Here is a 13,026-nt window from a genome sequence, read left to right as displayed (position 1 = left end):
CCGGGAAACCACTGGCGAACCATTTCGTCCGCGAGCTGGTGCAGTATGGAGCGATCCTGCTCCGTCCAGTCCAGTCCCGCCCTGCCTCCGCCTCCGAACCCGAACCCGAACTCCGCACTCCGAAGGGACAGCGCGTCCATGCTGATCGGCCGCGACGGCCGGCACCGCTTCGTGGTGACGGCGAGCCTGCTGCTGGGCCTGCTCGGAGTGCTTCTCGGATGCGCCGGGGGTACGGCGGCGGCAGCGCCCCCCGGCCCCGCGGCCGCGCCGGACGCCGCCACGGTCGTCGCCGCGGCCGCCGGTCCGGTGCAGTCCCCGGGCTGCGGCCGGTCCACCGCCGCCGACGACAGCGGCGCGCATCCCGGGACGCCTCCGCGCGGCGCCTCCGCGTACGAGCTGCTGCCCGCTCTGCACCAGACGGGCGGGCCCGCCTCCCCGGCAGCGCCCGGCCAGGCGTTCCTCGTCTCCTCGCCGCTGCCCGTGCTGCCGCCGCCGGCACCGCCCTCGCCGGTCGAACTCTCCGTCCTGCGCGTCTAGGCCCGACGGCCCCGCCCTCTCACCAGCTCGGACCCGTCAGACCTTCACCCAGGAGTACCACCGTGCCTTCTTCCACCGCACGCACCTCACGCACGCCCCTCGCGATCGGCGTGGGCGTCGTCGCCGCCGCTCTGCTGCTCGGCTACGCCTCCTACTCGGCGACCAAGCCGGACGCGTCGCCGTCCGCCGGCTCCTCGTCGTCGTCCGTGGCCGACCCCTCCGCGGACCCGCAGGCGGGCACGCACGCCGGTCTCGAGAAGCTCGCCCGCCGCGACGGCGCCGACAAGCTGGCGCAGGGCCGCACCGACGCCCCCGTCGTCCTGATCGAGTACGCCGACTTCCGCTGCGGCTACTGCGGCAAGTTCGCCCGCGACACCGAGCCCGAGCTGGTCGAGAAGTACGTCGAGGACGGCACCCTGAGGATCGAGTGGCGCAACTTCCCGATCTTCGGCGAGGAGTCGGAGTCCGCGGCGCGGGCCGCGTGGGCGGCGGGGCAGCAGGACCGCTTCTGGGAGTTCCACGCCGCCGCGTTCGCGGAGGGCGCCAAGGAGAAGGGCTTCGGCAAGGACCGCCTGCGTGCCCTGGCGGACGAGGCGGGCGTGGCCGACCTCGACCGTTTCGCCCGCGACACGGACAGCGACGCCGCCCGTGCGGCCGTGAAGAAGGACCAGGAGGAGGCGTACGGGCTCGGCGCCACGTCCACGCCGTCCTTCCTGATCAACGGGATGCCCGTCGCCGGCGCCCAGCCGACGCGGACGTTCACCGAGGCGATCGAGGCGGCGAAGAAGACCGCGGGCGTGGCCGGCGGCCGGTGAGCGGCATCGGCTATCCGGCGGCCTTGCTCGGGGGCCTGCTCGCGCTGATCAGCCCGTGCAGCGCGCTGCTGCTGCCCGCCTTCTTCGCGTACTCCGTCGACTCGGCGGGAAGGCTGCTGGCCCGGACCGGGATCTTCTACGCGGGCCTGGCCACCACACTCGTGCCGCTCGGCGCGGCGGGGTCGTTCGCCGGCAGGCTGTTCTACGGCCACCGTGACCTGCTGATCGCTGTGGGCGGCTGGCTGATCGTGGCGCTGGGCGCCGCCCAGATCCTCGGCATGGGCTTCGCCTCACGCCGTCTCGCCTCGCTCTCCGGCCGTATCCGCCCGACGACGGCGATGTCCGTGTACGCCCTCGGGCTGGTCTACGGCCTGGCCGGATTCTGCGCCGGCCCGATCCTGGGCAGCGTTTTGACGGTGGCGGCGGTGAGCGGCAGCCCGGTCTACGGCGGTCTTCTGATGGCGGTCTACGCCCTGGGCATGGCGGTCCCCCTCTTCGTGCTGGCCCTGCTGTGGGAACGTTTCGACCTGGGCCGCCGGGGGTGGCTGCGCGGGCGGGCGCTGCGGGTGGGACGTTTCGAACTGCACACGACGTCGCTGCTGTCGGGCCTGTTCTTCATCGTGCTCGGCACGGTCTTCCTCGCCTTCGACGGCACGACGTCCCTGCCGGGCCTGCTGTCGGTCGACGACTCGTTCGCGGTCGAGGAATGGGTGTCGGGCGTGGGGGCGGCGGTCCCCGACTGGGCGCTGCTGGTTCTTGTGGTGACGGTGGTGGGCGCGGCGCTGGCGGCACGGGGGTGGGCACGGCGGGGGGACCGGGTCTGAGGGCGGGGGCGGGTGCGCCTGCGGCGGGCCTGTCCCCGCCCTGCCCCGAACCGGGCTCCGCCCGGACCCGTAGCGCGCTTCGCGCGGTGGCCTCGAACACCGGCCGGGCCGACAAGTCGGCCCGGCCGGTGTTCGAGCCGCGGGGGTGCGGGGCCGGAGCCGCTGTTCGTGGCGGGCGCACGGCGAAGGCCCCGGCTGGAAAGAGCCGGGGCCTTGGGGTTGTGGCTGGGGCCGGGATCGAACCGGCGACCTATCGCTTTTCAGGCGATCGCTCGTACCAACTGAGCTACCCAGCCACGAGACTCTTACAAGTCTCAGCGGTCCTGACGGGATTTGAACCCGCGGCCTCCACCTTGACAGGGTGGCGAGCACTCCAAACTGCTCCACAGGACCAAGCAATGTGCGAGACAAGTCTCGCACATGGTGATGCGTGCCCCCAACGGGATTCGAACCCGTGCTACCGCCTTGAAAGGGCGGCGTCCTGGGCCACTAGACGATGAGGGCTAAAGGCCCACCTGGGCGCTTCGCAGCGCGTCGGGGACGTGAGAAGCATATGGGATGCGGGGAGCTATCGCCAAAACGGTTTACAGCGAGGGCGCGGGTGAGGGGCTGGGCACGCTCGAGGCCGGTGTTCCGAGGGGGACCCCCGAGGGGCTTCCCGACGGGGACGGGTCCGGTTTCGGGTCCTCCGCGAGATGGCGGCTGACCTCCGCGGTCGTCAGCCCGAGGCCGCCCAGCGTGATCTCGTCCCACGCCTGCATGCGGAGGGTCTCCCGGTCCAGGTAGAGGACGGACGCCCGTACCTGCTCCGGCTTCTCGTTCTGGACCGCCCGCAGGCCGCCGCCGCCCGTGGAGCCTTCGATCTTCAGGCGGGTGCCGTGCTTGAGGATCTCGGTGTGGCGCCGGTGGACGTGGCCGGCCAGGACGAGGGGCACCGTGCCGTCGGTCTCGCGGGCGGCGACCGGGTTGTGCGCGACGGCGATGTCGACGGGTGTGCCGGCGCGTTTCTGGTCGCGCAGGGCGGAGGCCAGCCGGATGCCCATCATCCGTTCGGCCGGGTCGCCCAGGGCGACGACCGACCGGTCGGGCGTGAACTGCGGGTCGCCGCTGCCGGCGATGCGCAGCCCCGCCACGGTCACGGCCCTGCCGTCGTCGAGGACGTGGACGTTCTTCAGGCCGCTCAGGTACTTCTGCGTGACGAGCGAGTCGTGGTTGCCGCGCACCCAGACGTACGGCGCGCCGAGGTCGGAGATCGGGTCCAGGAAGCCGTTCTCGGCGGCCGAGCCGTGGTCCATCGTGTCGCCGGAGTCGATGATCACGTCGATGCCGTACTGCTCGACGAGGGAGGTGATGATGTGCCACGCCGCCGGGTTGAGGTGGATGTCGGAGACGTGCAGGACCCGGATCGTGCCCGGGTCGGGCCTGTAGGCGGGGAGGGTGGACGTCGCCTCGTAGAGCTTGGTGACGTTGGTGACGAGCCGTGCCAGTTCTTCCTGGTAGACGCTGAACTCGGTGACGATCGAGCGTGCGTTGCCGACGACGGAGGGCGCGGAGGTCAGCAGTCCGGAGAACCTCGGTTCCAGCACGGACTTCGGGTTCCAGGAGGCGTACGCGCTGACGCCGGACGCGGCCAGCAGGGCGAGCGCGAGGCCGCCCGCCGCGAGGGCCCGGCGAGGGCGGCGGTAGACGGCGAGGCCCAGCGCGGTCGCTCCGGAGACGACGGCCACGCAGGAGCGCACGGCCAGTTCGGTGGTGCCTTCCCGGACGTCGCGGGTGATCTCCTCCTCGAGGCCGGAGATCAGTTCGGGGTGCTCGACCAGCAGCTGGGAGCGGACCGGGTCGAGGCGGTCGACGTCGACGTCGAGACGTACGGGCGCGGTGTGGGAGTCGAGTTCCAGCGCGCCCAGCGGTGACACGTTGATCTTCGTTCCGCCGGACAGGGACGGGCGGAGCGTCATCGTGGTGTCCATGGGGCCGACGGGCGTACGGACGTTGCCGACGATGAGCAGTCCGAGCCACGCGCCGGCCATCACGACGGCGGTCAGACCCAGCGCCCGGAGCCACGGCCGCGGGCCGTGGAGCAGTGGCGTGGGCGGGGCCCCGGTGCGGGGGGAGCGGCCGCGCCGGGGCAGACGATGCCCGAGCCGGGCGAGTGCGGCGCGGATCGGGGAGGGTGACGTGAGCGAGCGGGGCGGTTGCTGGGCTTCGCGGGCCATTCGTCCCGTATGCCCGCGAGAACGGGCGGCCATGCCGGGGCGACCACTCGCACGGCGTACGCGACAATGGCCGGGTGCTGGAGATGACGCGCGAGGAGTTCGAGGAACTGGTCTCCGAGGCCCTGGACAGGATCCCGCCCGAACTGACACGGCTGATGGACAACGTCGCCGTGTTCGTGGAGGACGAGCCCGCCGCGGACGACCCCGATCTGCTCGGGCTCTACGAGGGGACTCCGCTGACGGACCGCGGTGAGTGGTACGCGGGCGTGCTGCCGGACCGCATCACGATCTACCGCGGGCCGACGCTGCGGATGTGTGAGTCCCGCGAGGACGTCGTCGCCGAGACCGAGATCACCGTGGTGCACGAGATCGCCCACCACTTCGGCATCGACGACGACCGGCTGCACGAGCTGGGGTACGGGTGACCCCGGGTCCGGCGACGGGTCCCGCCGGCGACGCCGAGGCGATCGATCCGGACGTCGACCTCCATGTGCCCGCGCATCGGGCGGAGACCGCCGGTGCGCACAAGTGGGCGGTGCTCGCCGCGATCTCGGCGGGCGGCGCGGTGGGCGCGGCCGGGCGGTACGGTGCGTCCCTGCTGTGGCCGGCGCCCGAGGGCGCCTTCCCGTGGGCGGTGTTCTGGGTCAACGTCCTCGGCTGCGGGCTCATCGGAGTGCTGATGGTGTTCGTCGGCGAGGGCGGCCGCTCTGCCCCGCCGCTGCTGCGGCCGTTCCTCGGAGTGGGCGTGCTGGGCGGGTTCACGACGTTCTCGACGTTCGCGCTCGACTTCTCCGAGCTGCTGGAACGGGAGGAGGCGGGCACCGCGCTGGCGTACGCGGGCGGCACGGTCGCCGGCGCGGTCGGCGCGGTGTGGCTGGCGGCGTCGGTGGCCAGGGTCCTGGTGAGGCAGGGTGCGGCGCCGTGAACTGGCTGATGGTGGTGGTGGGTGCCGCGATCGGGGCCCCGCTGCGGTATCTGACGGACCGTGCGGTGCAGGCGCGCCACGACTCGGTGTTCCCCTGGGGCACGTTCGTGGTCAACGCCGCGGGGAGCATGCTGCTCGGGGCCGTCGCCGGGGCGTCGGTGTCCTCGGGCACGTACGCGCTGCTCGGCACGGGACTGTGCGGGGCGCTGACGACGTACTCCACGTTCTCCTACGAGACGCTGCGCCTGGCCGAGCGGGGGTGGCGGTTCCTGGCCGTGGCGAACGTGGCCGCCTCGCTCCTGGTGGGGCTGGGATCGGTCTTCCTGGGCCTGGAGTTGGCGCGGGCGCTCACCGCGTGAGGCGGGCCGGCGGCCCGTGCGGGTACCGGGGCCCCGGGCGTGTCCCTCGCGGGGTGCCGGGAGTTGGGCAGTGAGACCCGCGTCCCCTGCCCCGGAGGTGCCCCCGTGCGCCAGTTGTCAGCCCCCGGCCGCCGTGCGGCCGTCTGGATCGCCGCGTCGCTGGCGGTCCTGGCCTCGGCCGGCTGTATGAGCGTGAGTGACGACGAGAGCAGGAGGCCCGCGCCGAGCACGTCTGCCGACGGTGACGGGGAGATGGACGAGCCGGACGGCGGTCATGTCCTGCCGGGCGGGCCCGGACGGCGCGCGGCCGGCACCGGTGAGCCTTCGGCCGGCGGGCCGGACATGAAGGACGGGAGCGCGTCGCCGAGCCCGAGCGGGTCGGCGTCCGCGGAGCCCGAGCCGACGCCGCCCGGCCGGCGGCCGCCGGCCTCGGAGCCGCACGTGCCCACGGCCGACGCGTCACCCTCCGCGTCCCGGTCGTCCGCCCCGCCGCCGCCCGAACAGTCGCCGGAGCCACCGGTGGAGAGCCCCCCGCCGTCGTCGCCCGAGCCTTCCGACCCGCCGAGCGCGTCGTCCGTGCCCGAGGTGCACATGGGTGCGATGCGGGCGATGGATCACTCCTCGGGGGCGCAGGCCGAGCCGGCCGCCTCGCCGCAGTCGCGCCCCGGCGCGGCGGACGGGACGGACGGGGCCGGTGAGGTGGACGGGGCCGGTGGGACGGGCGAGGGCGGGTCGGGTCGGCGGTCGGCGGCGTAGGGGGCGGCGTAGTGGCGGCGGGGGCTGGGGTCGGATCGTGGCGGGGCGTGGCGGGGCCGGGGTCGGGGTCGGGGTTGGTCGTTTCAGGCGCGCGCGGGTGGTGCGTCGCGGCGGGTGTGGTCCGGTTCACGCGGGGCCGGTTTGCCTTCGCCCGGGGAGGGTGCGTATGGTGGTAGATCGTTTGATCCCATTGCCCGGCGCCGAAAAAGAAGAGCGCCGTGTGGCGCGTACTCTCCCTGACCGTGGCTGACCGCATAGAGGCGGTCGATTTGCGAAATCACGGAGTTTGGGCGCGTGCCGAGACTCCGGAAGGTTTCGCATTTCGCATGTCCACTTTTAGTACTGAGCTCCCCGTCATGCCCGACAACGACGAGATCGAGATTGTCGCGACCGCCGAGGCGGCCGTCGCGGAGGCCGCAGAGGCCCCCGAGCCCATCGAGGAGCCCCAGGCCACCTTCTCGGAGCTCGGTCTCCCCGAGGGCGTCGTGCGCAAGCTCGCCCAGAACGGCGTGACCACGCCCTTCCCGATCCAGGCCGCGACCATCCCGGACGCCCTGGCCGGCAAGGACATCCTCGGCCGTGGCCGCACCGGCTCCGGCAAGACCCTCTCCTTCGGTCTGCCGACCCTGGCCACGCTGGCCGGCGGCCACACCGAGAAGAAGAAGCCCCGCGCGATCATCCTCACCCCGACCCGTGAGCTCGCGATGCAGGTCGCGGACGCTCTGCAGCCCTACGGCGACGTGCTCGGCCTCAAGATGAAGGTCGTCTGCGGCGGTACCTCCATGGGCAACCAGATCTACGCGCTGGAGCGCGGCGTCGACGTCCTGGTCGCCACCCCGGGCCGTCTGCGCGACATCATCAACCGCGGCGCCTGCTCCCTGGCGAACGTCCAGGTCGCCGTCCTCGACGAGGCCGACCAGATGTCCGACCTGGGCTTCCTGCCCGAGGTCACCGAGCTGCTCGACCAGATCCCGGGCGGCGGCCAGCGGATGCTCTTCTCCGCCACCATGGAGAACGAGATCAGCACGCTGGTCAAGCGCTACCTGACCGACCCGGTCACGCACGAGGTCGACAGCGCCCAGGGCAACGTCACGACCATGAGCCACCACGTGCTCGTCGTGAAGCCCAAGGACAAGGCGCCGGTCACGGCCGCCATCGCCGCGCGCAAGGGCCGCACGATCATCTTCGTCCGCACCCAGCTCGGTGCCGACCGCATCGCGGAGCAGCTGCGCGAGTCGGGCGTGAAGGCGGACGCGCTGCACGGCGGCATGACCCAGGGCGCGCGTACCCGCACCCTGTCCGACTTCAAGGACGGCTACGTCAACGCGCTCGTCGCGACGGACGTCGCCGCCCGCGGTATCCACGTCGACGGCATCGACCTGGTCCTGAACGTGGACCCGGCCGGCGACCACAAGGACTACCTGCACCGCTCGGGCCGTACGGCGCGTGCCGGCAAGTCCGGCGTCGTCGTCTCGCTGTCGCTGCCGCACCAGCGCCGCCAGATCTTCCGGCTGATGGAGGACGCGGGCGTCGACGCCTCGCGTCACATCGTCGGCGGGGCCGGCGCGTTCGACCCCGAGGTCGCCGAGATCACCGGTGCCCGTTCGCTGACCGAGGTCCAGGCCGACTCCGCGAACAACGCGGCCAAGCAGGCCGAGCGCGAGGTCGTCGAGCTGACGCGTCAGCTCGAGCGCGTCCAGCGCCGTGCGACCGAACTCCGCGAGGAGGCCGACCGTCTGGTGGCCCGCGCCGCGCGCGAGCGCGGCGAGGACCCGGAGGCCGCGGTCGCCGAGGTGACCGAGGCCGCAGAGGCCGAGCTGGCCGCGGTGCCGGCCCAGGCCGAGCCGGTCCGCGAGTCCCGCGACGACCGCGGCAACTTCGACCGCCGTGACCGCCGCGACAACGACCGTGGCGGCTTCCGCCGGGACAACGACCGTGGTGGTGACCGCGGTGGGCGTTCGTTCGAGCGTCGTGACGACCGTCGGGACAACGACCGTGGTGGTGACCGTGGTGGGCGTTCGTTCGAGCGTCGTGACGACCGTTCCTCGGGCGGCTTCCGCCGGGACGACCGCCGGGACAACGACCGTGGCGGCTTCCGTCGGGACGACCGTCGGGACAACGACCGTGGCGGTGACCGCGGTGGGCGTTCGTTCGAGCGTCGTGACGACCGCGGCGGCGACCGTGGCGGTGACCGTGGCGGCCGTTCGTTCGAGCGTCGTGACGACCGCGGCGGCGACCGTGGCGGTGACCGCGGTGGGCGTTCGTTCGAGCGTCGTGACGACCGTTCCTCGGGCGGCTTCCGCCGCGACGACCGCCCGTCCGGCCACCGCGGCAGCGACCGCCCCTTCAACCGCGACCGCCGTGACGACCGCCCTTCGGGCGGCTTCCGCTCCGGCGCCGGTGACCGTCCCCACGGCCGCCGTGACGACCACCGCGGTGGCGCCGCCGGTTCCGGCTCCTTCGGGGGCGGCCGCCGCGACGACAAGCCGCGCTGGAAGCGCAACGGCTGACGCGAACGCCTGATCAGGGCCCGTACGACACTTCGGTGTCGTACGGGCCCTGTCGCGTTCCGGCACCGCCCGTTGGCGACGCGTTCCAGCGCCCGTTGGACGTGCGGACGTGCGGGCGTGCGGGCGTGCGGGCGTGCCCGGCCGTGAGCGAGGGCCTGTTGCTAGGATCCGCCTACTTGTGCTGCGGGAGAGGCCGGGGGGAACTGGCCGGGAGGACGTCGTCGGTGACGACCGCACTCCGTCCCTTCAGCTCTGCTCCAGGGGAGGAACCGGGTGCACAGACGCCCATCCATTCGTCATGCCGTGTCCGTCACGGCAGCCTTCGCTCTTGTCGCGGGACTCGGGCCGCTCGCCGTCCCGGCCGTTGCGGCACCGACCGCGGAAACCGTTGCCGGGCAGGTCGACTTCACGCCCTCCTCGCGCAAGCTGCCGCGCCAGGAGGAGATCTACAACCTCGGGCCCACCGGCTACCTGCACGGCTCCGAGCGCCACAGCAGCGTCAGTGGTGACGCGTCGGTGTGGACGGCGTACGAGACCGGCAAGAGCACCGAGCTCACGGGCCTCGGAGGGGGCCAAGGGCCCGGCAGCGGCGCTCTCGGCTCCGCCGGCGAGGGGTCCGACGTCGTCGCCTTCGACGAGGTCCGCAGCGAGAGCGTCGACCTCAAGGACATGGCCACCGGCACGGTGACCCGCGTCGAGGTCCCGAGCGGCGACGTCAACGTCGGCGTCTTCGGCTCCAGCGTGCTGGTCGAGGGTGCGACGGGCGAGGACCCGGACCAGGCAGGCTGGTACCTGCTGCGTCCGCAGGAGGACGGCTCGACCGTCCGCACCCCGATCGAGGGCTGGCCCGCGGGCAGCGACCTCGGGAGCGCCCGGACCCTCGGTGGCGATGCCCGGTCCGTGGTGGCCTCCTTCAGCACCACTCCGGACGAGCACGACGAGCCGGACATGCTGGGCGTCATCGACTTGGCGACCGGCGAGCTGCGCTCTTTCGAGGCCAAGGCGGCGACCCGCGTCGTTCTCGACCCCGAGCGGATCGCCTGGTGGGACTACCGCGACCGCAGTGTCCACATCCGGGATCGCGCGGCTCTCGACGACGCTGAGCGAACAGTCGCCGTACCGGAGGACCTCGACCACGAGCAGGTCGCCCTTCTCGGCGGCGACTGGCTGATGGCGCCGGAGAAGGACGGCACATCCGACCCGTTCGGCAGGGGCGTCGTCGCGTTCTCCATGGACGGGACACAGCGCAAGGTCCTGCTGGAGAACGCGGTCCGGCAGACCGAGCAGTTCCCCGGGGGCGGCGCGGTCACGATCGGCGGTGAGTCGTCCGACGCCTGGTTCGTCCACCGGGCCACGGTCGAGAACGGCACTCCGCTGCTGCGGAAGCTGGACCACATCGAACCCATGACGGCCGAGGTCGGGGCGATCGCCGCGGCCGGTGGCTCCGTGACGACCCTTGAGGAGACCGGCGTCAGGGAGACGTCCGGCTTCTACCGCCGGGACCTCGCCCCGCTCGCGTCCCCCACCACCGCCGGCAAGGCCGAGTGGCTCGGCCGCGAGACGAGCCGCTACGAGACCACGAGCTGCGGCGCGGTCGCGTGCGAGTCCGTGTTCGCCTCCGGCGACGGACGCGCCGTCTACGAGGTCCGTACGACTGTGAACGGGACGACCACCGCCGAACTCGTCGCCCGCGGCGCCACCGACCAGGTCGCGCGGGTGAACACGGGCCAGGGCTCCGGACAGATCGTCGACACCTTCGGCCGGTACGCGGCCTTCGCGAGCGGAGCCGTGTCGGTCGGTCAGCCGGACGCGACCGGGAAGCTGGTCGTCGTCGACTTCGACGCCCCCGCCGGTTCCGGGATCGTCCTGACCAAGCCGCGTACGGCGGCGGCGATCTGGGGCAGCACCCTGTACACCGCGACGGGTACGGCCGGTGAGGTGGAGCTGACCGACCTGCGGACGGGTACGAAGACGGGCACCCTCCAGACCGGCGCGAGCTGTGTCCCCGTCGAACTGCAGACGGCGGGCCGCTGGCTCTCCTGGTCCTGCCCGTACTTCAGGTCGTCCGGCGCGATCGACCGGGACAACGGCACCAAGGTGACGCTGCCCGGGGAGCGGGGCCTGCTGGGTGACGGGTACTTCGTCACCGTCCCCGGAACCTTCGCGGTGACCCGGTTCCAGGACGGCACGGCCGAGACCCGCGGCCTGGGTGTGCGGCCCGGATCGAACGGCGGACACGCCACCATGCGGTACTCCTGGACCGTCGACCGCTTCGGCGGCGGCATCGCCTACACCGACGACGAGTTCCAGGGCCATGTCATCCCCGGCGGCGTCCCCGCATCCGACCTGGCGGCTCTGCCGACCGGTGTCCCGGCGGCCGCCGACCTGGCCGGCGGTGGGGGCTGGGCGGCGAGCTGGCAGCTCTCCCGGCCCGCGTCCTCCTGGCGGCTGACGGTCCACGACAAGGCCGGCACCGCCGTGCACTCCGTCGTCGGCGGCCAGACCCGTGGCCCGGTGCGGGTGACCTGGGACGGCAAGGACACGGCCGGCAAGGCCGTCAACGGCACGTACAGCTGGTCCCTGCGGGCGATTCCGGCGGACGGCACGGGGCCGGCGGCCACCGCCACCGGCACGTTCGAGGTCACCGGAGGGGCCGAGGCGGTCACCGGCACGTTCCAGCCGGTGCAGCCCAACCGCGTGATGGACACGCGGATCGGGCTCGGTGTGCCGAAGGCGAAGATCGGCGCCGGGCAGACGGTCGCCCTCCGGGTGGCCGGCACCGGTGGCGTACCCGCGTCGGGTGTGACGGCGGTCGTGATGAACGTGACCGCGACGACGGTGACGGCGACGACCTACGTGGCCGTCCACCCGAACGGGACGACGCGCACCAGCGCTTCGAACCTGAACGTCCGCACCGGTGAGACGCGTCCCAACCTCGTCGTCGTGCCCGTGGTGAACGGGAAGGTCAACTTCTACAACTACGCCGGTTCGCTCAACCTGATCGCCGACGTGTCCGGCTACTTCACCGCGTCGGGCGAGGGCTCGACGTACGAGCCGGTGACACCCGACCGTCTGATGGACACCCGGACCGGTCTCGGAGTCCCGAAGGCCAAGGTCGGTGCCGGCAAGACCGTCACGCTCCAGGTGACCGGCCGGGGTGGAGTGCCCGCGTCCGGGGTCACGGCCGTGGTGCTGAACGTGACCGGCACGACGGCGACGGCGACGACGTACGTCGCGGTCCACCCGAACGGCCTGCCGCGGACCAGCGCGTCGAACCTGAACCTGGTGAAGGGGCAGACCGCCCCGAACCTGGTGGTCGTCCCGGTGGTGAACGGGAAGGTCAGCTTCTACAACCACGCCGGGACCGTGAACCTGATCGCCGACGTGTCGGGCTACTTCACGTCCGCCACGGACGGCTCCACCTACCGGCCGTTGACTCCGACGCGCTTCATGGACACGCGCATCGGCCTGGGCGTGCCGAAGGCGAAGGTCGGCGCGGGCAAGACGGTGACCCTCCAGGTGACGGGGAAGAACGGCGTACCCGCGTCGGGGGTCACGGCCGTGGTCATGAACGTCACGGGGACGACGGTGACGGCGACCACGTACGTGGCCGTCTACCCGAACGGCACGACCCGCACCAGCGCTTCGAACCTGAACCTGGTGAAGGGGCAGACCGCCCCGAACCTGGTGGTCGTCCCGGTGGTGAACGGCAAGGTCACCTTCTACAACTACGCAGGCTCGGTCAACCTGATCGCCGACGTCGCCGGCTACTACGTGAGCTGACGCGACGTACATCGTCCGCTCCCCGTCCGCTCCCCGTGTCCCGCCGCTCCCGGCGGGACACGCGGACGCGGCCGACGCGGGGTGGCGGGACGCGGCCGGGAAGGGATACCCGATCGGCTCCGGGGATCTCTCCCGCTATGCTCAGGGGTGTTGTGTCGAGGGCCGTTAGCTCAATTGGCAGAGCAGCGGACTTTTAATCCGTTGGTTGTGGGTTCGAGTCCCACACGGCCTACCACTCAGCCCCAGGTCAGGAAGGTTCTGGCCTGGGGCTGATCTCGTTTCGGCGGACATACCGGACGCG

The 13,026-nt window shown here is 72.4% G+C and carries 10 protein-coding genes and 4 tRNA genes; 9 read left to right on the top strand and 5 right to left on the bottom strand.

Going from position 1 to position 13,026, the window contains the following annotated elements; all coding sequences use genetic code 11:
* Positions 1 to 138: 138 nt before the first annotated feature.
* The 3 genes from AB0903_RS20520 to AB0903_RS20510 all read left to right on the top strand — a co-directional run bounded on the left by AB0903_RS20520 (position 139) and on the right by AB0903_RS20510 (position 2,176).
* Positions 139 to 537, top strand: coding sequence for a hypothetical protein (locus tag AB0903_RS20520; protein WP_366704725.1), 399 nt, complete (start codon positions 139 to 141; stop codon positions 535 to 537).
* A gap of 62 nt (positions 538 to 599) precedes the next feature.
* Positions 600 to 1,352: a DsbA family protein gene (locus tag AB0903_RS20515; protein WP_366704723.1), complete on the top strand. Its 753-nt coding sequence runs from the start codon at positions 600 to 602 to the stop codon at positions 1,350 to 1,352.
* A complete protein-coding gene (locus AB0903_RS20510) occupies positions 1,349 to 2,176 on the top strand; it encodes a cytochrome c biogenesis CcdA family protein (RefSeq protein WP_366704721.1) in 828 nt (275 codons plus the stop codon). The genes AB0903_RS20515 and AB0903_RS20510 overlap by 4 nt, the downstream gene beginning before the upstream one ends.
* 222 nt (positions 2,177 to 2,398) lie before the next feature.
* Here AB0903_RS20510 and AB0903_RS20505 read toward each other — a convergent pair.
* The 4 genes from AB0903_RS20505 to AB0903_RS20490 all read right to left on the bottom strand — a co-directional run bounded on the left by AB0903_RS20505 (position 2,399) and on the right by AB0903_RS20490 (position 4,392).
* A tRNA-Phe gene (locus AB0903_RS20505) sits at positions 2,399 to 2,472 on the bottom strand.
* Positions 2,473 to 2,494: 22 nt separating this feature from the next.
* A tRNA-Asp gene (locus AB0903_RS20500) sits at positions 2,495 to 2,569 on the bottom strand.
* Positions 2,570 to 2,607: 38 nt separating this feature from the next.
* Positions 2,608 to 2,680: transfer RNA gene (locus tag AB0903_RS20495), tRNA-Glu, on the bottom strand.
* 80 nt (positions 2,681 to 2,760) lie between these two features.
* Positions 2,761 to 4,392, bottom strand: coding sequence for a metallophosphoesterase (locus AB0903_RS20490; protein WP_366704719.1), 1,632 nt, complete (start codon positions 4,390 to 4,392; stop codon positions 2,761 to 2,763).
* A gap of 74 nt (positions 4,393 to 4,466) precedes the next feature.
* Here AB0903_RS20490 and AB0903_RS20485 point away from each other — a divergent pair, with 74 nt between their 5' ends.
* The 3 genes from AB0903_RS20485 to AB0903_RS20475 are packed head-to-tail and all read left to right on the top strand — an operon-like array spanning position 4,467 to position 5,676.
* Entirely contained in the window at positions 4,467 to 4,817 is a 351-nt protein-coding gene (locus tag AB0903_RS20485) for a metallopeptidase family protein (protein WP_366704717.1), read from the top strand.
* On the top strand, positions 4,814 to 5,317 hold the full coding sequence (locus AB0903_RS20480; protein WP_366704715.1) for a CrcB family protein: 504 nt from the start codon (positions 4,814 to 4,816) through the stop codon (positions 5,315 to 5,317). Before AB0903_RS20485 ends, AB0903_RS20480 begins: the two co-directional genes overlap by 4 nt.
* Positions 5,314 to 5,676: a CrcB family protein gene (locus AB0903_RS20475; RefSeq protein ID WP_366704713.1), complete on the top strand. Its 363-nt coding sequence runs from the start codon at positions 5,314 to 5,316 to the stop codon at positions 5,674 to 5,676. Before AB0903_RS20480 ends, AB0903_RS20475 begins: the two co-directional genes overlap by 4 nt.
* A gap of 272 nt (positions 5,677 to 5,948) precedes the next feature.
* On the opposite strand, the gene AB0903_RS20470 is transcribed toward AB0903_RS20475, so the two are convergent.
* The gene (locus tag AB0903_RS20470; RefSeq protein ID WP_366704711.1) at positions 5,949 to 6,269 is read right to left on the bottom strand and encodes a hypothetical protein; all 321 of its coding nucleotides are present in this window, start codon (positions 6,267 to 6,269) and stop codon (positions 5,949 to 5,951) included.
* Positions 6,270 to 6,758: 489 nt separating this feature from the next.
* Here AB0903_RS20470 and AB0903_RS20465 point away from each other — a divergent pair, with 489 nt between their 5' ends.
* The 3 genes from AB0903_RS20465 to AB0903_RS20455 all read left to right on the top strand — a co-directional run bounded on the left by AB0903_RS20465 (position 6,759) and on the right by AB0903_RS20455 (position 12,960).
* Positions 6,759 to 8,942, top strand: a complete 2,184-nt coding sequence (locus tag AB0903_RS20465; RefSeq protein WP_366704709.1) for a DEAD/DEAH box helicase — start codon at positions 6,759 to 6,761, stop codon at positions 8,940 to 8,942.
* A 303-nt stretch (positions 8,943 to 9,245) separates the two neighbouring features.
* A complete protein-coding gene (locus AB0903_RS20460; protein ID WP_366704707.1) occupies positions 9,246 to 12,725 on the top strand; it encodes a FlgD immunoglobulin-like domain containing protein in 3,480 nt (1,159 codons plus the stop codon).
* A gap of 159 nt (positions 12,726 to 12,884) precedes the next feature.
* Positions 12,885 to 12,960 (top strand) — tRNA-Lys (locus tag AB0903_RS20455).
* The last annotated feature ends 66 nt before the right edge of the window (positions 12,961 to 13,026 follow it).

This window comes from Streptomyces sp. NPDC048389, from assembly GCF_040706335.1.
Taxonomy (GTDB): domain Bacteria; phylum Actinomycetota; class Actinomycetes; order Streptomycetales; family Streptomycetaceae; genus Streptomyces.
This window is presented reverse-complemented; position numbering and strand designations above follow the sequence as displayed.